Below are 22,702 nucleotides of genomic sequence, written 5' to 3' on the forward strand. Positions count from 1 at the left end.
ACATATATATGTCGTTGTGGAACATATATAGACATTCTACACTCGAATTAAACAGAAAAGCAATTGTGCCGGGAAATCCAAAGCTGGATTGAAAAGCATGGAAAGGACTATCATGAACGCTCCTCGATTTGCAGTCTCGCTGATGTGTATGGATTTTGCCAATGTGGCTGAGCAGATAAGCGCATTGAACAAACATGCGGACTCGTTTCACCTCGATGTGATGGATGGGCATTTCGCCCCGAATCTCGCTTTGAGCCCCGATTGGATCAGTGCCATCGTTCCGTATACAAAGATTCGTACCGAAGTGCATCTGATGGCCGATGAGCCCGAGCGCTGGATTGAACCATTGGCGCATGCGGGTGTCGACATCATCTCACCGCATGTAGAGACCATTCACAATGATGCTTTCAGAATTATGAACCGAATAAAGGAAAACGGTTGCAGAACAGGATTGGTACTCAATCCTCTGACTCCGTTCGAAGAAGTCAAGCTTCTGCTGCCTCGCGTCGATTTGCTGACGTTCATGAGTGTCGACATTGGTTTTGCCGGTCAGTCGTTCATCGATGAGGTTCTGCCGAAGATACGTCAGGCGGTTGAATTCCGCGAACGCGAAGGGCTGAACTACGAGATTCAAATCGATGGGCATTGTTTCGAGGGGACTTATAAGAAAGTTCGCGAAAGTGGTGCGGATACCTTCATCGTCGGCAATGCCGGTCTTTTCAATCTTTCCAAGGATGTGGATGAGGCTTGGTCGCTGATGCTTGATACCTACGAGCGTGCCACTGGTGAAAAGGTGGATCGCAAATGAACGAGGCGGAGGCGGTTGCAAAATATTGGCGGGCAATGCCCATGGGAAAAACACCCGATGGGGAAACGCCTGTGGTTTTGGGGATTGATTGTGGCGGTACTCACTTGCGAGTGGGCCTGATTGACAGTTCTGGGGAAATATTATCTGTTGAAGTTGTCGATACCCAGAAAACGTTGGATGGCAAAGACGCGATTAAGCCTCTGGCATCGTTCCTTTCCGGTTTTCTCGATAGGAATCTCTCCCAGAGCTATCGACTGTCCGCAATATCCGCTGGTTTCCCGTCCCTGATAGATCAGAATCGTCGCAAGATCATTCAGACCACATTTATTGAAGGCCTTCAGAACGTAGACGTAGTGAAAGGATTGTCGCAGTTCAAGGTGCCTGTGTTCATTGACCGAGATGTTAATTTCTTGCTCAAATATGACAGTGTGCGATTCGAATTGCCCAAGTGCGGCGCTTGGGTCGGTTGCTATATCGGTACAGGTTTGGGCTGTGCTTTGGCATTCGATGGCAAGATCATGGTGGGCAAACATGGTGTTGCCGGAGAACTTGGGCATGTTCCCGGCGGTACGGGTATTCGTTGCGGATGCGGCAATATGGGTTGTCTTGAAAGCAAGACTGCGGGCCATGCCCTTGTCGAGATGCTTAAAGAACACTATGGCGAGGATGAACCCATCGGTGAGGTATTCGTGCGTCATGGTGATGAACCGTTCGTCGACGAATGGTTGGAATACTTGGCACGAGCTTTCGCCACGGCAATCAATCTCTTGGATCCGCAATGTGTCCTTGTTGGGGGAGGCATCCCTCAGATGAAGGGCTTTCCGAAACAAAAATTAGAGGAAAAAATTCGTGTCATGGCCAGGAAGCCTGTACCCGCAAGCGACTTGGAATTGACCTATACCACAGTTGCCCCGATGGATGGGGTGTTAGGAGGCGCCATGGTTGCATTCGAACAACTTGCTCTAGACGGGCAATGAAAGTTTTTGACAGTGACTAATGGTATTGACTGAAAGGGAGACAAAGATGTCAAGTAAAAAAATAATCATTGATACCGATCCGGGCGTAGGAATCCCGGGAACGGATGCCGACGATCCCATCGCCCTGCTTTTTGCGCTGGCGGATAAGCGACTGGATCTTCTGGCTGTTACGAGCACGTTCGGCAATTGCCCTCCGTGGTTGACCGCGCGTGGGGCGAAAAAAGTCCTGCAGGCTGCCGGTCGAGACGATATCCCGGTGGCCCAGGGTATTCCGCTTCCTTTGGGCGGCGTCTTGCCTCAGGAATTGCAGGAAGCCTATAAGGGACCTCGTGGAAAGGTCGGTAAGATTGATCTTCCAGAACTCGAAAAAGGCTCGTCGTCAATCGCTCCTGAACAAATCATCAAAACCGTTCATCAATATCCACATGAGGTGACGGTTGTGGCGATTGGCCCTCAGACCAATGTCGCGGCTGCTTTGCTGATCGATCCAAGCATTGCCGATGAAATCAAAGAAATCGTTTTTATGGGCGGTGGCCTTGGTATCAACCCGACATACGGGAAAGGCAATGTCACCCCGGTTGCGGAATGCAATATCTATTTTGATCCCATTGCGGCCAATATCGTCTTTTCTTCGGGCATCCCGATGAGAATGGTCAGCCTTGACGTGACCAATCCTGAAACAGGTGTAATTCTGCGTGACGATGCCATCAAAGCTATCCCAGCGGACAAGTCGCCGGCCAACGCCTTGTTCGCCGAGATTTGCGCGACTTATATGGAAAAGCCGATGTTCGACTGGGGCGATGGCTGTGTGCTTTACGATCCGTTGGCCGTGCTTGCCGCTGCCGATCCAGAAGTAGGCACATATGAATCGATGTCGGTGAAGGTGGAAACCAAGGGGCAGTACACATTGGGTGAAACCGTGCCTGACAAGCAATCTGCTCCGAATATGCAGGTCATGACTGATGTTGATGGCGCTGCAGCCATAGCTGAAATTGTCAAGACAATAGAAACGTTGTGAAAGAGAATCAAGAAAAGGAGTTCATGATGAGTACATCATCAAAGCAGCCAGACACTGCTTCAAAAGGTAAAACCGGGGAGGCGACCGGCTCGGTCATATTAATCGCCTTTATCACTTCGATTGGTGGCTTCCTTTTTGGTTTTGATAATGGAAGTATCTCCAGCTCGATCGGTTTTTTGACGACCAAATTCCATCTTTCTGCAGCCGGCACAGGTTGGGTGACTTCCTGCATCACTGTAGGCTGCATTATCGGCGTGATTTTCGCAGGTCGTCTTTCCGATTTGTTCGGACGCAAGAAGGTCTTGGTCGCCGTCGCAGCACTGTTCATCATTGGTGCTACAGGTGAGGCCATTGCCCCTAATGTCGTGTTCCTCGTGGTTGCCCGTATGATGGTCGGTTTCGGCATTGGTTTGGAGACGACGGTGGCACCGTTGTATATCGGTGAGGTTTCACCTGCTCGTATTCGTGGTCGTCTGGTTTCTTTCAACCAGCTCTTCAATGTCATCGGCAATCTGGTCATCTTCTCGGTGTCCGCGGCTGTCATTAGCATGCATGCCGAAGCGTGGAATGTTCAGTACAGCTGGAGAACTATCTTCATTATCGGCATCATTCCTGCTCTCATTCTTATCGTCTGCCTTCGTTTCATTCCTGAAAGCCCGCGTTGGCTTATTCAGCAGGGACGCACTGAAGATGCTCGCAAGGCCATTGGCCGCATCTTCACCGATGAAAAGGCTGTTGACGAAGAGATGGAACGTATCAACGTCGTCATCGCTTCTGAGGAAAAACCAAAGATTTCCGAGATTTTCGCTCCCCGTATGCGTCGTCGCTTGCTCATCGTCACTGGAGTGCCTTTCTTTATGCAGCTGACAGGCATCACCGCAGTTTTCTACTATGCTCCTGAAATCTTCAAGACCGCCGGCTTCGGAAGCAACGCGGCGGTGCAGAGCACGGTTCTGGTTGGTGTCGCGATGGTAGCCGGTACGCTTCTCTCCGTATGGATCATTGATAAGGTGGGAAGGCGTCCGCTTCTTCTGTTCGGCTCCGTCGGTATGGCTATCCTTTTGGGCCTTATCGCTTGGCTCTTTACCGTGGCCCATCCGAATGGTCCTCTACTGATTGCGCTGCTTTTGGCCTATGTCATCGTCTGGAGCGTAAGCTTCGGTACGGTCTCCTACGTTCTGCCGGGTGAGATGTATCCGACACGTATCCGTGGTCTGGGACAGTCGGCCAACACCTTCTCACAATGGATTTTCACTTTCCTTGTCGCACAGCTGTTTCCGATTCTTGTTGACAAGTATGGCTCCATGGTCACATTTGCCGGCTTGGCTGTGTTCTCCGTCCTCGCTTTCTTCTTCTGCTATGTTCTCGTGCCAGAGACCAAGCAGAAGCCGTTGGAACAACTCGAACTGGAGCTTTCCAAGTAATAATAGCGACTATCGGTATCGTAGATTTTTCCGGTATTGATGATTCAGGTGTGTGCCTTTGCTGATTGCTGAGGTACACACCTTTTTACACGTTTGTATATCACTAAATCGTAAAAAGGGAAGCTAGGGGTCCTGACTCTGGTTTGTGGAGGTTTTTGATTTTCAACGGCAAATGATTGTTTGCTTGTCATGATTAAGCTATCCACGCCCAAATGTAACTGATGGAATTAGTAATGTATTTTTAAATGCATGATGACAACTGTGTGTGATAAAAATGAAGTCCTATGGCAGGCGGGCTGGCTCAGATTAAGGGAGCTCGCGAAACGGCTTTCGAAGGGAATGGGTGTGGCACAGGATCCGGATTTGATTGCACGAAGCTCCGAGGAACTTGTCGGTGATTTGAACCCGCAGCAGGCCAAGGCGGTGCAGTATCGCGGGCCAGCGCTGTTGATTGGGGCAGGTGCCGGCTCTGGCAAGACGCGCGTGCTGACACGTCGAGTGGCGTGGATTCTTTCCCAATTCGGGGCCTGGCCCAGCCAGATCTTGGCCATCACCTTCACCAACAAGGCCGCTGCCGAAATGCGCGAGCGCTTGGAAGCCTTGATTGGTCCAGTTGCCGAGCATATGTGGATTTCGACGTTCCATTCCGCTTGCGTGCGCATTTTGCGACGCGACGGCAAAACCATCGGTCTCAATTCCGGCTTCTCCATCTATGACACCGCCGACAGCCAACGGCTGATTAAGCTCATTGGTACCGGCCTCAACGTCGATCTGAAGCGTTATACGCCTCGTGCCATTCTTGGCCAGATTTCCGATTACAAGAACAAACTGGTCGGATGGAAAGAACTGCTCAATACTTACGCACCCGATTACAAGCCTGGCCAGCAAGGCTATCAGATGGGACGTGCCGACAACGCAGATGCGGTGTATGCCGTGATATACGCGGAATACCAGTATCGCTTGGCCGCGGCGAACGCCGTGGATTTCGATGATCTGATCGTGCGCACGGTCGAGCTGCTGCACGACCACCCGGAAGTCGCGGATTGCTATCATCACAAATTCCGTTACATCTTGGTCGATGAATACCAGGACACCAACCACGCCCAGTACCAGCTGGTGCGTGAGCTTTCCGGCATCGACAGCGCCGATCGACCGGCGCTGGGCTCGATGGCAGGAAACCAGCCAACCGCAGGGCGTGAAGGCCCGGCTTGGGTGACCGTTGTCGGCGATTCGGACCAGTCCATCTACGCCTTCCGTGGCGCCGATATCAGCAATATCCAGGACTTCGAGAAGGATTTTCCGGGCGCCCTCACGATTATGCTGGAGCAGAACTACCGTTCTACGCAGACCATCCTCGACGCGGCCAACGCCGTCATTTCCAAGAACACTGGACGCAAGCCCAAGAAACTCTGGACATCGCTCGGCAAGGGCGACCCGATTGTCGGCTATGCGGCCGACAACGCCCAGCAGGAGGGCGGTTGGATCGCCAACGAAATCGCCAACCTAAAAAGTGAGAACGGCTATCGCTATTCCGACATGGCCATCATGTATCGCGCCAACGCCCAGTCGCGCGCGCTGGAAGAGGCGCTGATCAATGCTGGCATTCCCTACCAGCTCGTCGGCGGCACGAAATTCTATGAACGTCGCGAGGTCAAGGATGCCATCGCCTACTTGCAGGCCATTACCAATCCCGCTGATTCCGTAAACATGCGCCGCATCATGAACACGCCCAAGCGCGGCCTTGGTGCCCGAGCTGAATCGATGGTCGCGAGCTTCGCTGAGGCGCACGACATGCCGTTCTGGGGCGGCATCGAACAGATGGACGAGATTCCCGATCTGCCTACGCGCACGCGCACCAAGCTCGGCGAATTCCAGGATCTGATGCGAGGACTGATGCAGTTTGCCTCAGATCATAATTCCAAGCCTTCCGAGATCGTCGCCGAAGTGCTCAACCAGTCCAAGCTGCTCGAAGAGCTGCAACGTTCCACCGATCCGCAGGACGAGTCGCGCGTCGAGAACCTTTCGCAGCTGCAGTCCGTGGCAGCCGAGTTCGAGCAGAAGACGCCCGATGCCACGCTGTCCGGGTTCCTTGAGACCACGGCGTTGGTCGCCGATTCCGATCAGCTTCCCGGCGAAGGGGAGGACAGCGGCAAAGTCACGCTGATGACGCTGCACACCGCCAAGGGCCTGGAGTATCCGGTCGTCTTTTTGACCGGCATGGAACAAGGCACGTTCCCGCATTCGCGCTCGCTGGAGGACGAGCAGGAGCTTTCGGAAGAGCGTCGTCTGGCTTATGTCGGCATCACCCGCGCCAAGCAACGGCTCTACGTCACCCGCGCGGCCGTGCGCTCGCAGTGGGGCCAGGCCAACGACATGATGCCCAGCCAGTTCCTCGACGAGATTCCCGACGAGCTAATCGAATGGAAACGCCGCGAGGCCGGTGTGGAACGCATGCGTTCCAGCTGGAGTTCAGGCGGTGACGGAGATTTCGATGACGAGTTCGGCGGCTGGGAGGATGACGACGGTTTCTCGTCTGGCTCTACGTTCGGTGGTTCCGGTTCCTCGTCGTATGGCGGTTCGCGCGGTTCCAGGCGTTCCGGCTACGGTTCGTCGTACAGTTCCCGTTCAGGCTATGGTTCCCACTCGTCCGGCGGTTCGTCGTATGGCTCGCGTTCTCGTTCGCACTCGCTCTACGGCGCGGGTTCGGACTATCGGAGCTCCTCGTCGCGTTCCGGTTACGGTTCCCGTTCTTCAGGCGGCTCGTCGTATGGCTCTCATTCCGACTATGGCTCGTCCTCGTACTCTTTGGGCTCGCGCACTCGCGGTGGCAAAGTGACCACTCGCCGTACTACGCCTAAATCAGCCTCGCGCTCGGTGCCGGCCTCGTCGCTCAAAAAAGACAACAAGCTGAGCATCGCCGACTTCTCGATCGGCGATAAGATTACTCACGACCAATACGGCTTAGGCACCGTCGTCGACACGCAGGACAAGGGCCGCAACTCCATCATCACGGTCGATTTCGGCTCCGACGGTGTCAAGCGCCTGATGCTCCGTGTCGCCCCGATCGAGAAATTGTGAGTTCCGTCCGTACCCTGCGGGTAAAATAAGAGTTTGTGTCTGCCATAAGGCGGACATTATCTGGAGTCTTAGCCCATCAGTGGGTCGGCGGTATGCTCGGCAAAACGGGGATATCGTTGGCGCTTGGCGCCTTGAAGCACTGGAGAGGCCCGACTCAGCGCGTTCTTGAAAAAGAATCGCGTTCCGTTCAGATAACGACAGAATACAAAGGAACAACAGAATGACTAACATTCAGCGTTCTCGCCGTCAGGTGCGCCTTTCGCGTGCCCTCGGCATCGCACTGACCCCTAAGGCTCAGCGCATCTTTGAGAAGCGTCCGTACGCTCCTGGTGAGCATGGCCGCACGCGTCGCCGCACTGAATCCGATTACGCGGTTCGTCTGCGCGAGAAGCAGCGTCTGCGCGCCCAGTACGGCGTCTCCGAGAAGCAGCTTCGTGCAGCTTATGAAAAGGGCACCCATACCAAGGGCCAGACCGGTGATGCAATGCTCGTCGATCTCGAGACCCGTCTCGACGCTCTGGTGCTCCGCGCAGGCTTCGCCCGCACGACCGCCCAGGCACGTCAGTATGTCGTGCACCGTCACATCATGGTCGACGGCAACGTGGTGGACCGTCCGTCCTACCGCGTCAAGCCCGGCCAGACCATCCAGGTCAAGCCGAAGAGCCAGACCATGGTTCCCTTCCAGATTGCCGCTGAAGGCGTGCACCGCGATGTGCTGCCTGCAGTCCCCGGATACCTGGACGTCAACCTCGCCTCTCTCAAGGCGACTCTCACCCGCAAGCCGGAGACCAAAGAGATCCCGGTCGAGGTCAACATTCAGTACGTCGTCGAGTTCTACGCTCGCTGATTTCTGAATCCCATTCCTTTAAAGGACATACCGCAAGGGCCCGGTGAGTTTCAAGCTCACAGGGCCCTTGGCGTTGTCGGAATAGTTGGTCACTCGCCGATAACGGCATCGACGATGGCGGAGACGATCGACATGATGATGGTGCCGATTATCGAGGCGAAGAAGCCCGAAATATAAACGCCTACGCCAAATAGCGACACCGCCAGCCACGAAGCCAACCGCATGCATAGCCAGTTGACGACCAAGAGCAGGATGATCGAGATCAACCCCAGCGACATGATCGAAAGCGGAAGAGCGAAAACCTGCGTGACTACGTTGAGAATCGGCCGGATGACGGCATTGACCAGTGCCAGGAACAGCGCGAATACGGCAATGCCTAGAATCGGGGGAGTACCGATTGGCTGCATACTCGGGATGAGCAGCACCATCGTGGCAGCGGCAATGGTCAGGATGATCCAGCGGGTGAAGAATCGTGTCATGGAACCAGTATGGCAAACAAAGAAGGTTTATTGACCGTTGTTTTCAGAACATTTTCAAGCGCTTCGCCGTTGGTTGAATAGATATTGAATGCCAGAAATGAAGCTGGAATAAAAACGGCCTACCGAATCGACGTTCTGATATTTGGTATCAATATGAACGGTTATTTGGCAGGCCGATTTTGTTCGAAGCTGGATTTTGCTGTTTAGAACCCGTCTTCGAAGAACTCAAGCAAGTCGCTCATGGTCAGTTTCTTCTTCTCTTCGGCGTTCAGGTCGCGCGCGATCTGGCCTTTTTGCAGTACGATGAGGCGGTTGCCATATTTGAGGGCGTCATCGAGCCGGTGGGTGATCATCAGGCAAGTCAGGTGTTGGTCGTTGATGGTGCTCGCAGTGATGGCCATGAGCTGCTTGGAGGTCTTCGGGTCGAGGGCCGCGGTGTGCTCGTCGAGCAGCAGCAGGTCTGGTTTGGTGATGGTTGCCATGATGAGGCTCAGTGCCTGACGCTGGCCGCCGGAAAGATTGCCGGCAGGGGTGTTCAGATGTTCCTCAAGCCCGTTGCCGATGCCTTTGCAGAGCTCGTAGAAACGGTCGTGGTTGGCCGCCATCTCGCGCATCTTGAAGCGTCGTGGCTGGCCGCGTCGAGTCGCGAGCAGCAGGTTTTCCGCCACTGTCATACGTGGTGCCGTACCCATCTTCGGGTCTTGGAATACCCGGGCGATGTACTTCGCGTGTGTCTCTTGCGAGGTCGAGGTGACGTCTTCACCGTTGAGCAGCACACGCCCGGTTGTGGGGTGGATGCCGCCGGCGATGACGTTGAACAGGGTGCTTTTCCCTGCGCCGTTGCCGCCGAGCACGGTGATGAAATCTCCTGGTTTCACCGCGAGGTTGGCGTCGGTCAGGATTTCCTTGGTATCGTTCATCCCGTTATCGACTCTCACCGAGCAGTGTTCGACTGCGAGGCGAATATCCTTCAGGTCGCTGACATCCTGCATCTCGGCCGCACTGGCGGTCAACGCAGCATCGGTTTTGTTGGATTTGATCAAGGTCTCGTCTTTCATGAGTTTGCCTTTCCGCTGGACACTACAGTGTCATCCTTCTTGAAGTATTTCTCGAAACCTGTGGTCAGGTGCAACGCCCGCTTGAACTGCGGGATAAGCATGCACAGCGAGAGCACGACGGCAGAGAAGAACTTCAAATACGTGGTGTCGAAGCCAAGTCGGATGACCAGCAGAATTAGGAGCTGATAGATGATGCTGCCGACCACGGTGGCGAGCATGCGTTGGAAGAAGGAGAGTTCGCCAAAGAGGACTTCGCCGATGATGATGGAGGAGAGGCCGATGACGATGGTGCCCACGCCCTTGCTCACGTCGGCGTAGCCGTCATGCTGGCTGATGAGCGCACCGGAAAGCGCAATCAGTCCGTTGGAGAGCATAAGCCCCACATTTGTCATACGTTCAGTATGAATGCCGAGCGATTTAGCCATGGATTCGTTGTCTCCGGTGGCGATGTAGGCCTGGCCGAATTCGGTGTTGAAGAACAGGGACATCAGGCCAATGACGATGGTCACGGCCAAAAGCCCAATGAAGACGGTGTCGTAGTTTTCCGGCAGGTTCAGCGGACGGAAGACGTCCTGGATCTTCGGCAGGTTCAGCAGAGAAAGGTTCGGTGATTTCATGACGAACAGCATCACGGAGTTCAATGCGGACATCACCAGAATGCCGGCGAGAACCACGGGAATCTTGCCTTTCGTGTAGAGAAGACCGGTCACCAGTCCCGCACACATGCCGGCCAGGACTCCGAGCAGGGTGGCGAGGAACGGGTTGACGCCCATGGTGATGGCCGCCACGCACACCGCGCCTCCCAGCGGGAACGAGCCTTCCGTAGTCATATCGGGGAATCCGAGGATACGGTAGGTCATGAAAATGCCGAGGCCGAGCATGCTCCACAGCATGCCCTGGCCGATTGATGAGATGATCATTTGTTGCTGCCTTCCTCGCCGACGACCTTCGCATTCTTCATCACCGAGTCGGGGACGGTGATGCCGTTGAGGTCTGCTTCCTTCTTATTGATGTAGACGTCGCCACCGTTGAACACGTAGACGGGTGTGGTAGCGGTCTTGGATTTGCCGCTCAACACGTCGGCCATCATTTCGCCGGTTTTCAGGCCGAAGTCGTACTGACTGGGGGCGATGGTGGCGACGGCACCCTGCTTGACCATGGTGTCGGCGGCCACGATGACGGGTTCATGCTTCTTGTTGGCCTCTTGCGTGACGGTAGGCATCGCGTTGGCGATGGCGTTGTCGTTGGGGATGAAGATGAAATCGACTTGGCCGCTCATGATCTGCACGGTCTGGGCGATCTCATTGCTGGTCGGAACCGCGAAGCGCTTGGTCTCAAGCCCCATTTTCTTGGCGATGGCGTCGGCGTGATCGACCTGTGATTTGGCGTTGACCTCGTCGGAGTTATAAAGGAAGCCGACCGACTTCGCTTTTGGCAGGAGTTTGCGGGCGAGTTCCAGCTGTGCTTTGAGCGGTGGGACGTTGGAGACTCCGGTGATGTTGCCGCCAGGGTGTTTGAGGTCCTTGACCACGCCTGCGGCGACCGGGTCGGTGACCGCTCCGAGCATGATCGGGATGTCCTTGGTGGTGTTGGCCAGAGCCTGCGTGGCACCGGTGGCGATGCCGCACAGCGCGTCGGGCTTCTTGTTGACGAGCTGCTGGCTCATGGTGGCGAGCTTGCTCTGGTCGCCTTCGCCGTTCATGCTGGTGACTTCGAGGTTCTTGCCTTCGACATAGCCGCCCTTTTTGAGGCCGTCGATGACGCCTTGATGGATCTGGTCGAGTGCCGGATGACTCATGGTCTGTAAGATGCCGACCTTCTTGACTGTTTGCGTCTGTGCGGTCGCGGCCGTTTGGCTAGTGGTCTTTTTCACACTGTGCTCACCTACGAAATACATGGCGACACCGACGACGACCACTGCTACCGCCGTAACTGCAGCGGTTACCAGCGTGCTTGGTGAACGATGTTCTTTTTCGGACATGGTGTTTATCTTCTTTTTAAAAATTGGTTAAATTTAAGAGGGATCGAAAATATTTATTTCTATCGACAGATAGCAGCAAAGCTGTCATCTATTTCTTGCCGACATCAGTGGTGACGAGCTTGGCGTTTTTCATGAGCTTTTCCGGCACATTGATGCCGAGGCGCTGCGCCTGCTCCTTGTTGATGATGGTGTCACCAGTGGAGAAGGTATAGACGGGCGTGGTTGCCGGTTTGCTCTTGCCTTTGAGAATGTCTGCGGCCATCTTGCCGGTTTGGATCCCCAGCTGGTATTGGTTGACGCCAATGGTGGCGAGTCCTCCTTGGGTGACCATGGTGTCCACTGAGGTAATGACCGGCTTGTTCTGTTTGTTGGCCTCTTCGGTGACGGTTGGCATGGCATTGGCGATGGTGTTGTCCAGCGGTATGTAGATGAAATCGACCTGTCCGCTCATCACTTGAACGGCCTGAGCGATTTCGTTACTGGATGGCACTGCGAATTTCTTGACCTGCAACCCGAGTTTCGTGGCGGCCTTCGTTGCCGTATCGACCTGCGACTTGGAATTGTCTTCGGTAGAGGAATAAAGCATACCCACCGTCTTTGCCTGTGGCATCAGTTCCTTGCCGAGCTTGATTTCCGAGGCAACGGGCGGCTGGTCGGAGACGCCGGTGATGTTCTTGCCGGGAGCCTTCATGTCATTAACCAACCCTGCTGCGACGGGGTCGGTGACCGCGCCGAGGACAATCGGGGTGGTACTGGTTGCGTTGGCCAGCGCCTGTGCGGCTGGGGTGGCGATGCCGACCAATACATCGGCCTTTTTGTTGACCAGCTGCTCGCTCATCGTGGCGAGTTTGCTTTGGTCGGCCTGCCCGTTCTGGTCCATAATCTGGATGTTCTTGCCGTCGATGAAGCCTTCCTTTTCCAACTCATCGACCACGCCCTTGTGAATCTGGTTCAATGCGGGGTGGCTGACATATTGGAGGATGCCGACACGCTTCAGCGCATGTTGCGAGGTCGACGTGCCGGTGTCGTCGGCCAGCGCATGTCGCCGGCCGAGTTGGTAGGTGAAGCCGCCGACGAGGATGAGGATGATGACGATGATGGTCGCCGTCAGCGCCCTTCCGTGTGAGGCTTGGTGGTTTTCGTTGCTCATAGCGTTCCTGTTGCTCTTTCGATTGGTTTTGGCCCACGCCAAGTGTAAGGGTTATCGGTTTCCAAAAATCGAACAATTACCGAATAAAACGCAGTGATACTCAAATTCCCGATATACGGAACTACGATGGAAATTCGATAAAGACAAGTGACGCCTTGGCGAAGGCACGATATTAAATTCTGGTTTACTTAACAGATTGTGTTAGCTACGCCAGCCACGCCAAACAAAATGCAGCGGGAGTCGTGATGTCGAAGTCATATCGACTGCTCCTTTCATTGCATTCTCAAAACTGCTTCTAAACATAGAAGGCAAGGCTCCCAATGGCAAAACCGTGACTCACATAATGAGACATGGCGCTGTGCGATAATGGAGCCATGTTGTTGCATCTTCATCTTGTCCGCCATGGGCAGACCTATTTCAATCGCTATAACCGTTTGCAGGGTTGGTCGAATTCACCATTGACCGATTCCGGCATTGCCGACGCAGGCAAGGCTGGAGCGAAACTCAAGGATTTCGATTTCGCTGCCGCCTATTGCTCCGACACGACCCGTGCCGAGCAGACCGCAGCCCGAATCCTTGATATCAACGAGCAGAATGGCCACACGCGCCCAAAGCTGGTCGCCGATATGCACTTTCGTGAGCAGTTCTATGGCTATTTCGAAGGTCAGGATATGAATATGGCATGGTGGGCCGCCGGCGCTCCGCACGGTGCCAAGACCTATAACCAGATCATCGAAAAATATGGACTCAAAGGCACCCGAGATTTCCTCAAGGAAGCCGACCCTTTCCACGACGCCGAAAGTGACGACGAATACTGGGAGCGTGTCGAAGGCGGGTTTGCGCTGATTGCCGCGAATGCCAGTCTCAAGGATGGCGACGACGTCCTCCAGATCTCCCACGGCAACACACTCTTGAGTCTGATGCACCGCTTCGCCGGCCCGGGCTACGACCTTTCCGAACGTCCGGCCAACGGAAGCGTCACAACATTGGATTTCGACACCAACAAACCAATCGGGAACGCGGTGACGGTAGTCGCCTATAATCAATGATTTTTTCCATTCAGCGTCGTTGGCGTTGGGTAACCTTGTGTTTTATTATGGCTGAAATGTCGAGGAACCGTATCGGAAAGAGGCTTACATGAGTATTGGGGACATCGCAGGGCTTATCGCCGCCATAGCATTCGCTGTGCTGGCGGGGTTCCTGATCTATCCGCTCATCAGGCTGGGCAAGCTGTTCGACCAGCTCGCGCAGACCGTCAAGGATTCCGGCGATCACGCCATCCCCGCGCTTGACGAAGGCGTGACCACGGTACGTCAGGTCAACAAGTCGCTTGAGGATGTCAACAAGATTTCCTCGGCTGCTTCCACGACTGCCGGCAACATCGGAGCATTGACCGATCTTTATGGTTCGTTCCTGGGCAAGCCGGTCATCAAACTGGCTTCGTCCTTCTATGCTTTGAAATCCACCGCGCAAAGCTTCATGCATCAGAAAGGCGCAGGTTCGGCAGGGGATGCCACTAAGCCCAAAGCCACTGCAGCGAAGCCGAAAGGCGGCAAGGAGTAACGATGGTCAAACGAATTTTCTGGGTATCGCTTGGTGTGGTCATCGGGGTGGTCGCGGTTTCCAAGGCTGAGGCCTATGTGCGGGCCAATACTCCGGACAAGGCTCGTCAGTTTGTGCTAGGCCCCGATCAGGACCATGTGATGCAACGTTCCTTGCGAGGACTCTTCGACGAATTCAACGCCACGCGTCTTGCACGCGAGCAGGAGCTCAATTCACAATATGCCGACAAGCTTGGATAAGCGGTTGCCTTTTCGTAGCGGATTTGGACGCCTGGCATCGTCTATAAAATCCGATAAACAATGCTCGTAAATAATAAGTTTTGTCACAAGCGGGAATCGGTTGAACGATTCCATATAATTCCATTTTTAGTTTGATTCGATAAGTACAATCGCAACAATTTCGTTGCGAACAAACCAAGGAGCAGCAGCAAGCATGCGCACCTCTGAAATCGCCAGCCGGTTCCAAACCTATTTCGAGAAGCAAGGTCATTTGGTTCTTCCCTCGGCGTCATTGATTTCGCCGAACCCGACCACGTTGTTCACCATCGCTGGCATGGTCCCGTTCATTCCTTATCTGCTGGGGGAGCAGACTCCACCGAGCAAGCGCGTGACCTCCAACCAGAAGTGCGTGCGCACCCTCGACATCGACGAGGTCGGCAAGACGACCCGCCACGGCACCTTCTTCCAGATGCTCGGTAACTTCTCCTTTGGCGACTATTTCAAGGCCGAGGCCATCCACTATGCATGGGAACTGCTGACCACGCCGCAGGACAAGGGCGGCCTGGGCTTCGACCCCGAGACGCTGTGGGTCACCACTTATACTGACGACGATGAGGCACGCTCACTGTGGGTCAACGAGGGCATGGACCCCGAGCACATGGAAATCCTCGGTATGGAAGACAACTTCTGGACCACCGGCGGCCCCGGCCCCGGCGGCCCCTGCTCCGAGATTTACGTCGATCGCGGGCCGAAGTATGGCAAGGAGGGCGGCCCCAGCGCCGACGACAACCGCTACATCGAGATCTGGGATCTGGTCTTCGAGAATTACGCCGTCGACAATGTCAAATCAAAGACCGACCTGCATATCGTCGGTGAACTCGAGCACAAGAACATCGACACCGGTGCGGGTCTCGAGCGCGTGGCCTACCTGCTGCAAGGCAAGCAGAACATTTACGAAACCGATGAAATCTATCCGGTCATCGAAGCTGCCGAGAAGATTTCCGGTCACAAGTACGGCGAGGATCAGGAATCCGATGTCCGCTTCCGTGTCGTGGCCGATCATGTGCGTTCTGCTTTGATGATTATGAGCGACGGCGTGCGCCCCAGCAATGTCGGCCGAGGCTATGTGCTGCGCCGCCTGTTGCGCCGTACTGTGCGCTCTATGAAGATGCTTGGTGTCAACGAACCGGTGCTGCCTACGCTTTTCCCAGTCTCCAAGGACGCGATGGTACCCAGCTATCCGGAATTGAACGACACGTTCCACGACGTTTCCGAAGCCGCCTACGGTGAGGAGGATGCGTTCCGCCGCACGCTTGAAAACGGCACGACTATCCTCGACACGGCCGTCAAGAAGGCCAAGAAGTCTGAAAACGGTGAGGTCTCCGGAAAGGACGCCTTTACCCTGCACGACACCTATGGTTTCCCGATTGAGCTCACGCTTGAGATTGCGGGCGAACAGGGCGTCAAGGTCGATAAGAAGGGCTTCCAAGAGCTGATGGACGAGCAGAAGTCGCGTGCCCGCGCCGACGCCCTCAAGAAGCGTCACAATGTGGATGTCAGTGTTTATGACGATTTCAAGAAAACGCTTGACAAACCGGTTGAGTTCGTTGGCTACAAGGATCATTCCAGTCGTTCAACCATCCTTGGCATCTTTGAGGAAGGCAAGGGTAGCGTACACAGCGTCGAAGGTCCAGCCAACGTCGAAATCGTGCTCGACCGCACCCCGTTCTATGCGGAGCAGGGCGGCCAGCTGGCCGATGAAGGTGAGATGATCTCCGACGACGGCGCGGTGCTCGAGGTCGATGACGTGCAGAAGCCCATCAAGGACCTGACCGTGCACAGCTGCCGTTTGACTGAAGGTAAGCTCAGCGTCGGCGAGAAGGTCAACGCCACCATCGACGAGGAACGTCGCCGCGGTTTGGCACGTTCCCACACCGCCACACACATGCTGCACAAGGCCCTGCGCGAGGTGCTCGGCGAGCAGGCGACCCAGCGCGGTTCGTTGGTCGCCCCTGACTACTTGCATTTCGACTTCCAATGGCCCACTGCCATGACGCGTGAACAGATTGACCAAGTCGAAGCTCGTGTGGTCGAACGCGCTTGCGATGATTTGCCGGTCACCATGGTCGAGATGGATTATAAGAAGGCACTCGAACTCGGTTCCATGCATCTCTTTGGTGAAAAATATGGCGACCGTGTGCGCGTGGTGACCATTGGTGAGGACGCGTGGAGCCGCGAACTTTGCGGCGGCACTCACCTCGATGCCACCGGCAAGATCGGCGAATTCGTCATTACCTCCGAGTCTTCGGTTGGTTCCGGTGTTCGCCGCATCGAGGCGTTTATGGGCAAAAAAGCTTACGAATTCAACGATGCGCAGCATAAGACAGTCTCCGGCTTGGCCGACGAACTCAAAGTGCGTCCCGAAGAACTGCGCGACCGTGTGCTTTCCCTTGAATCCAAGGTCAAGGAGGCCGACCAGCGTCTGAACTCGCTTTATGAATCCCAACTCGAAGCCGCGGTTCCGGCTCTGATTGCGCAGGCGGAAGCCGATGCGAATGCCACGGTCGAGCTGGTGGCCTCGAATGTCGGTCATTTCGGCTCGTTCGATGCACTGCGCAAGACCGTCATGGACATCCGTGCCAAGATCGGCGACAAGAAGTCCGCGGTTATCGCGCTTTCCGGCGTCAACGACCAAGGCAAGCCGATGGTCGCTGTGGCCACCAACGACGATGCACGCAAGGCTGGCTTCAAGGCCGGTGACCTCGTGCGCGTGGCCTCGAAGGTGCTCGGCGGTGGTGGCGGCGGCAAGCCGGACTTCGCCCAAGGCGGAGGAGCCGATGCCTCCAAGATCGACGAGGCGCTGAAAGCCCTGCGTCAGGCCGTGCGCAAGGACTGAAACCTTCGATGACATGGCTGGGCGTGGATTTGGGAGACGCCAGGGTCGGTTTGGCTTTAAGTGACCCTGAGCTCTCCTTTGCGCACCCGGAAGGTAATATCCAGGCTTATGGCGATTCGTTCCGCGCCTTGGATGAAGTCGTGGATTTCATTGATGAGCATACCGATATCGATAAAGTCGTCGTTGGTCTTCCGCTGCTTCTGAGCGGAGAAGCGGGGAAAAGTGCTAAAAAAGCCAAGCGTTGGGCGTCAAATCTTGCCAAAAGGCTGCAAAATGCCGTCCAGAGCGAGGAATATAAAATAGACAATGTTCCTGAGATAGTACTTCAGGACGAGCGTCTCACCACGGTGAGCGCACACCACCAGTTGAGCCAAGCCAGCGTCCAGAGCAGAAATCACCGGCCGGTGGTCGATCAGCAGTCGGCGGTTGTCATCCTTCAGTCGGCTTTGGATGGACGCAACTGACAATCCGGAAGCAGAGAGGGAATTCATGCCTGAAGACTTCAACGAGCTTTTCGATTCGAACGCCGAGTGGGTCAACCCTGAAGGTCAATCCGCTCAGCTTGAGCCGCCAAAGCCGCCGAAATCGCGCCATGAAATGCGTCTGCGCAAGCAACAACAGCGTCGTCGGCGGATGACCATTGCAGCCATTGTGGCAGTGGTTCTGCTTATTGTCGGTTGTGGCGGCTTCTTCGGCATCAGAGCCGTGACCCATCACGTCAATAACAATGCGCAGGAGGTTCCCTCGGATTATTCCGGTCCGGGAACAGGACAAGTGTGGTTCACCGTCGATACTGGCGAAAGCGTCGCTTCCATAGCGAAGCATCTGGTCAAGGCAGGCGTGGTCAAGAATGCTGATACGTTCGCGAGCACGGTGGCTGCCAACAACAGCACGCTCTATCCGGGCACGTACGAGCTCAAAAAGCACATGTCATCCGTGGACGCGGTGAAGATTCTTTCCGACAGGACCAAAGCCACTGGATTCCTTGAGGTGAAAGCAGGGGAGCGAAGTTCGGATGTAATAGCGCAGGCCGCACAGCTTTCTGGTATCGATAAATCTCAGTTCGATGCGATAATCAATGGCGGCGGACAGGGGATTCTTCCTGCTGAAGCTGGCGGCAAATTCGAAGGCTGGTTCGAACCGGGTGTCTACGATGTCAAGAAGAAGGGCAGCACGGCTGCCTCGATTTTAAAGTCGATTGTCGATAAGCGCGTGGCCAGGCTCAACGATTTGAAAGTGCCGACCGGCACCGAACGCGAGACCATCCTCAATATGGCCTCCATCGCCGAATCTGAAGTGAACCGTTCGGAATACTACGGCAAAGTCGTGCGCGTCATCATGAATAGGCTTAATCAGGGCATGGCTTTGGGTATGGATTCCACGGTTGCCTACGGGGCGAATGTCAAGCCGAGTGATCTTACCGATGCGATGCTCAACGACGCATCCGACCCCTACAACACGCGCATCAACAAGGGTCTGCCGCCTACGCCAATCAGTTCTCCGGGAGACGAAGCCATCCAGGCCGCGATGAATCCGACACCTGGCAATTGGCTCTATTTCGTCACCACGAACTTGCAGACGGGCGAAACAAAGTTCGTCACCACCCAAGATGAATTCAACCAAATCCGCAATGAATACAAGGCCCAAAATCCCAACGCCAACTGAATTGAGTTCATTATATTGTGGTCAATAAGATTGCAATAATTGCCGAGGCCGTGATTACGGGGACGAACGGGGCTTTACGAGAGTTGGCGGATGAGTGATGAGCCAGTTTGGGATAGAGGTGGATCCAGAGGAGACCTAGGACGCCCATGAGTAGCCACCAATAGAGGTAGGGCATCAGGTCGAAGGAGCCTACGGCAAGGCCAATCAGAAACGATGCGGTGACGTCTCCGAATCCTAGGGCGCCGGGCTTGAAGCGCGAGAGTAGGAACTGGATGGCGGCCGATAGCAGCGCGTATCCAAGCGGTAGCAAAGCTTTGGCGGGATTACGTTCGACGATGGCAAGGGCGAGGAAGACCGCGAGCTGTATCAACACTCCTATGGCCACCCATGTTCTGGGCACTCGAAAACGGCGGATGTCTTCGACGGCAAGCGCCAGTCCGAAAATCAGACTCGGCAGTACTGCAATGTAGGCCATATCGGTAAGATAGTGCATAAACCCATTATTTGACGAATGGAAAGCGCGAAAAAGCGCAAAGTTCAAGGTTTATTTTTTGAAGGTCGCTATTCGTCAAGGTTCGGCAAGGAGTGAATATGTTGCGTTGGCAGACGGCAGGGGAGTCGCACGGTGAGGCGTTGGTCGCCATGATTGAAGGGCTTCCGGCCGGCGTAGAGGTGCGCTCGCAGGACGTCGTGGACGCACTGGCTCGCAGGCGTCTGGGCTATGGCCGTGGGGCGCGCATGAAGTTCGAGCAGGACAAAGTGCGGCTGCTGACTGGCGTACGTCACGGCAGGACGCTGGGTTCGCCGGTGACCATCGAAATCGCCAATACGGAATGGCCGAAGTGGACCGAAGTGATGAGCGCCGATCCGCTCGACCACGAGTTGCCGCCGACTGGTCGTAACGAACCGCTGACCCGTCCACGTCCCGGCCATGCCGATCTGACCGGCATGCGCAAGTACGGTTTCGACGATGCCCGCAACGCGCTTGAACGTTCCAGCGCTCGAGAGACAGCTTCGCGTGTGGCTTTGGGTGAAGTTGCTGCGAAATTCCTTGAACAGACAGTAGGCATTCGCACGGTTGCTCATGTAGTTGCTCTGGGCGGTGAAAAGGCTGATACCAGCACATTGCCGACGCCTGCCGATGTCGAGGCGCTTGATGCTTCTCCGGTGCGCACGCTCGATAAGGATGCCGAGAAACGCATGATGGCGAAGGTTGATGAGGCCAAGTCACGTGCCGATACGCTGGGCGGCGTCGTGGAAGTCATCGCCTACGGCGTGCCCGCAGGATTGGGTACATACGTGGAAAGCGACCGGAGGCTTGATGCTGCACTCGCCGGTGCCTTGATGGGGATTCAGGCTATCAAGGGCGTCGAAGTCGGCGACGGATTCCTCGAGGCCGATCGGTTCGGCTCCGAGGCCCATGACGAAATGTTCGTGGATGACAACGGCCATATCGAGCGTTATTCCAACCGTTCCGGTGGCACGGAAGGTGGCATGTCCGACGGCCAGCCGATTCGCGTGCGTGCCGCGATGAAGCCGATTCCCTCGATTCCGCGTGCGTTGCGCACCGTCGATGTTACCAACGGCGAAGAGGCCAAGGCCATCAACCAGCGTTCCGACACCACTGCGGTTCCCGCCGCTTCTGTGGTCGCCGAGGCTATGGTGCGCCTGACACTGGCAAAGTTCGTGCTTGAGAAATTCGGCGGCGACAGCGTCGAAGAGACCCGTCGCAACGCACAGAGTTATCTCGATTCTTGGCCGGAGCATATGCGCTGAGTGTTTTTGCTGCGAGATTGCATGCCACATTCTGCAGAAACTAAAAACTATCAAAATAGAGAGAAAACGTAGAATACAGAGAGACAAGGTGCAGTAATCATGAGTGGTCATCGTCCGCTTGCCGTGGTCATCGGTATGCCCGGTGCCGGCAAGACTCGCGTGGGGCGTGAGGCGGCGCAGATGCTCGATGTTGATTTCGTCGACGCGGATATCGAAATCGAGCAGGAAGCGGGCATGAAGATTCCCCGATATTTCGAAAAATATGGGGAACCTGCGTTCCGTAAGCTGGAAGCCGAAGTTATTGCTGACTTGCTCGGGTCGTTTGATGGTCTGCTTGCATTGGGTGGCGGCGCGCCTATGACACAGTCGACGCGAGACGCGCTGGCCCACTATATCGACGACGGCGGCAAACTGGTCTATCTGGAAGCCGATAAAAACGAGGCCATGGAACGAGCTGCGCGAAGTGGCAACCGACCGATGCTCAACGGCGATGCCAACAAACGCTGGCTAAAACTTTATGAAGAGCGCGACCCCGTTTTCCGTGAAATCTCCAATCTGCATGTGCATACCCATGGTTCGACGCCGCGGGTGGCGGCAAGGAAGTTGAGCAATATGATTCAGGAACGCATTGTCCATGTCACCGGTTCGGGTATCGAACCCTATGACGTTTGTATTGGTGAAGGCACGCTGAACCGCTTGCCGGAAATGGTCGGTCCGGACGTACTTCGTGTTGCGTTGATTCACACCCAACCGGTGCAACGCCATTCCGATCAGGCGCGCGCTTTGTTGCGTCAGGCCGGTTACGAGGTCTATGACATGGTTATTCCCGACGCGGAAAAGGGCAAGACCATTGATGTTGCCAAAACCATCTGGAAGAGGCTTGGAGAGATTGGCTTCACCCGTTCGGACGCCATCGTCGGCCTCGGCGGGGGAGCCGCGACCGACCTTGCCGGTTTCATTGCGGCCACCTGGATGCGCGGCATCCGTTATGTCAATTGCCCGACCTCGCTGCTGGCGATGGTCGACGCCTCGACCGGAGGCAAAACCGGTATCAACACTGACGAGGGCAAGAATCTCGTCGGCTCGTTCTACACGCCCGCAGGCGTGCTCGCCGATTTGCGTACGCTAAAGACCTTGCCACAGGATATTTTCACCGAGGGGCTTGGGGAGGTCACCAAATCCGGGTTCATCCGTGACACCACAATCTTGGATATTTTGCAGGAGCACGCCGATGAACTGAAGAACTTCAATGGTGACGATTTCCTAGGCTCGCCGCTCGAAGACGTGGTCGCTGAACTCATCGAGCGTACGGTTCGCGTCAAGGCCTATCACGTTTCCAACGATCTCAAAGAGGCCGGTCTGCGCGAATTCCTCAACTACGGTCACACGCTGGCCCATGCCATCGAAAAGCTCGAGAACTTCCGTTGGCGTCACGGCAATGCGGTGGCAGTTGGTTGCGTCTATGCCGCGGAACTTTCGCATATCCTCGGCCATCTCGATCAGGAATCCGTTGATCTGCATCGTTCAATCCTTTCTTCGCTCGGTCTGCCGATTTCCTGGGACGGCGGTGATTGGGATTCGGTGCTCGCATTGATGCACAAGGACAAGAAGGCGCGCGGCAACACTCTGCGTTTCGTCATTCTCGACAGTATCGGTCATCCGATGCACCTCGAAGACCCGCCGATGGATGCTCTTGTCGAAGCATTCCAGCGCATCCGTAACTGATTCATCAATATATTAATAATTGATAATTTTTAAATAAAA

The 22,702-nt window shown here is 55.3% G+C and carries 20 protein-coding genes; 14 read left to right on the forward strand and 6 right to left on the reverse strand.

The features are described 5' to 3' along the window. The first annotated feature begins 112 nt into the window (after nt 1-112). The 6 genes from alsE to rpsD all read left to right on the forward strand — a co-directional run bounded on the left by alsE (nt 113) and on the right by rpsD (nt 8,152). Nucleotides 113-808, forward strand: coding sequence for a D-allulose 6-phosphate 3-epimerase (gene alsE, locus OZX70_RS03935; protein WP_277181929.1), 696 nt, complete (start codon nt 113-115; stop codon nt 806-808). After that, the gene (gene alsK / locus OZX70_RS03940; protein WP_277181930.1) at nt 805-1,785 is read left to right on the forward strand and encodes an allose kinase; all 981 of its coding nucleotides are present in this window, start codon (nt 805-807) and stop codon (nt 1,783-1,785) included. Before alsE ends, alsK begins: the two co-directional genes overlap by 4 nt. A gap of 19 nt (nt 1,786-1,804) precedes the next feature. Further along, on the forward strand, nt 1,805-2,803 hold the full coding sequence (locus OZX70_RS03945) for a nucleoside hydrolase (protein ID WP_277181932.1): 999 nt from the start codon (nt 1,805-1,807) through the stop codon (nt 2,801-2,803). Nucleotides 2,804-2,826: 23 nt separating this feature from the next. Next, nucleotides 2,827-4,227 (forward strand): sugar porter family MFS transporter, encoded by a 1,401-nt coding sequence (locus OZX70_RS03950; protein ID WP_277181933.1) that lies wholly within the window; start codon nt 2,827-2,829, stop codon nt 4,225-4,227. Nucleotides 4,228-4,572: 345 nt separating this feature from the next. Continuing rightward, complete coding sequence (locus OZX70_RS03955) at nt 4,573-7,305, forward strand: UvrD-helicase domain-containing protein (protein ID WP_277181934.1); 2,733 nt, start codon at nt 4,573-4,575, stop codon at nt 7,303-7,305. A 220-nt stretch (nt 7,306-7,525) separates the two neighbouring features. Continuing rightward, nucleotides 7,526-8,152 (forward strand): 30S ribosomal protein S4, encoded by a 627-nt coding sequence (gene rpsD / locus OZX70_RS03960; protein ID WP_277144570.1) that lies wholly within the window; start codon nt 7,526-7,528, stop codon nt 8,150-8,152. Nucleotides 8,153-8,241: 89 nt separating this feature from the next. Here the strand turns inward: rpsD and OZX70_RS03965 are convergent, their stop codons facing one another. The 5 genes from OZX70_RS03965 to trpX (OZX70_RS03985) form a co-directional block, all read right to left on the reverse strand. After that, nucleotides 8,242-8,631: a phage holin family protein gene (locus OZX70_RS03965; RefSeq protein WP_277181935.1), complete on the reverse strand. Its 390-nt coding sequence runs from the start codon at nt 8,629-8,631 to the stop codon at nt 8,242-8,244. Between the two features lie 203 nt (nt 8,632-8,834). Beyond that, the gene (locus OZX70_RS03970; RefSeq protein ID WP_277181936.1) at nt 8,835-9,689 is read right to left on the reverse strand and encodes an ATP-binding cassette domain-containing protein; all 855 of its coding nucleotides are present in this window, start codon (nt 9,687-9,689) and stop codon (nt 8,835-8,837) included. Continuing rightward, nucleotides 9,686-10,609, reverse strand: a complete 924-nt coding sequence (locus tag OZX70_RS03975) for an ABC transporter permease (RefSeq protein ID WP_277181937.1) — start codon at nt 10,607-10,609, stop codon at nt 9,686-9,688. Before OZX70_RS03975 ends, OZX70_RS03970 begins: the two co-directional genes overlap by 4 nt. Then, nucleotides 10,606-11,670: a tryptophan ABC transporter substrate-binding protein gene (gene trpX, locus OZX70_RS03980; RefSeq protein ID WP_277181938.1), complete on the reverse strand. Its 1,065-nt coding sequence runs from the start codon at nt 11,668-11,670 to the stop codon at nt 10,606-10,608. The genes OZX70_RS03975 and trpX (OZX70_RS03980) overlap by 4 nt, the downstream gene beginning before the upstream one ends. An 88-nt stretch (nt 11,671-11,758) precedes the next feature. Next, nucleotides 11,759-12,820, reverse strand: coding sequence for a tryptophan ABC transporter substrate-binding protein (gene trpX / locus OZX70_RS03985; protein ID WP_277181939.1), 1,062 nt, complete (start codon nt 12,818-12,820; stop codon nt 11,759-11,761). Between the two features lie 374 nt (nt 12,821-13,194). On the opposite strand from trpX (OZX70_RS03985), the gene OZX70_RS03990 reads away from it, so the two are divergent. The 6 genes from OZX70_RS03990 (at nt 13,195) to mltG (ending at nt 19,162) form a co-directional block, all read left to right on the forward strand. Beyond that, a complete protein-coding gene (locus OZX70_RS03990) occupies nt 13,195-13,869 on the forward strand; it encodes a histidine phosphatase family protein (RefSeq protein WP_277182097.1) in 675 nt (224 codons plus the stop codon). 88 nt (nt 13,870-13,957) lie between these two features. Continuing rightward, nucleotides 13,958-14,383, forward strand: a complete 426-nt coding sequence (locus OZX70_RS03995) for a DUF948 domain-containing protein (protein WP_277181940.1) — start codon at nt 13,958-13,960, stop codon at nt 14,381-14,383. Nucleotides 14,384-14,385: 2 nt separating this feature from the next. Next, nucleotides 14,386-14,622 carry a hypothetical protein gene (locus OZX70_RS04000; protein WP_277181941.1) on the forward strand — a complete coding sequence of 79 codons (237 nt, stop codon included), beginning with the start codon at nt 14,386-14,388 and terminating at the stop codon, nt 14,620-14,622. A gap of 193 nt (nt 14,623-14,815) precedes the next feature. Then, nucleotides 14,816-17,497 (forward strand): alanine--tRNA ligase, encoded by a 2,682-nt coding sequence (gene alaS / locus OZX70_RS04005; RefSeq protein WP_277181942.1) that lies wholly within the window; start codon nt 14,816-14,818, stop codon nt 17,495-17,497. A gap of 8 nt (nt 17,498-17,505) precedes the next feature. Beyond that, nucleotides 17,506-17,961: a Holliday junction resolvase RuvX gene (gene ruvX, locus OZX70_RS04010; protein ID WP_277181943.1), complete on the forward strand. Its 456-nt coding sequence runs from the start codon at nt 17,506-17,508 to the stop codon at nt 17,959-17,961. 25 nt (nt 17,962-17,986) lie between these two features. Beyond that, the gene (mltG, locus tag OZX70_RS04015; RefSeq protein ID WP_277181944.1) at nt 17,987-19,162 is read left to right on the forward strand and encodes an endolytic transglycosylase MltG; all 1,176 of its coding nucleotides are present in this window, start codon (nt 17,987-17,989) and stop codon (nt 19,160-19,162) included. Between the two features lie 10 nt (nt 19,163-19,172). On the opposite strand, the gene OZX70_RS04020 is transcribed toward mltG, so the two are convergent. Continuing rightward, a complete protein-coding gene (locus OZX70_RS04020) occupies nt 19,173-19,655 on the reverse strand; it encodes a prepilin peptidase (RefSeq protein ID WP_277181945.1) in 483 nt (160 codons plus the stop codon). Between the two features lie 98 nt (nt 19,656-19,753). On the opposite strand from OZX70_RS04020, the gene aroC reads away from it, so the two are divergent. Continuing rightward, nucleotides 19,754-20,938 carry a chorismate synthase gene (aroC, locus tag OZX70_RS04025; protein WP_277181946.1) on the forward strand — a complete coding sequence of 395 codons (1,185 nt, stop codon included), beginning with the start codon at nt 19,754-19,756 and terminating at the stop codon, nt 20,936-20,938. A 99-nt stretch (nt 20,939-21,037) separates the two neighbouring features. Next, nucleotides 21,038-22,663, forward strand: coding sequence for a bifunctional shikimate kinase/3-dehydroquinate synthase (locus OZX70_RS04030; protein WP_277181947.1), 1,626 nt, complete (start codon nt 21,038-21,040; stop codon nt 22,661-22,663). The last annotated feature ends 39 nt before the right edge of the window (nt 22,664-22,702 follow it).

The organism is Bifidobacterium sp. ESL0732 (assembly GCF_029395535.1).
Lineage (GTDB): Bacteria > Actinomycetota > Actinomycetes > Actinomycetales > Bifidobacteriaceae > Bifidobacterium.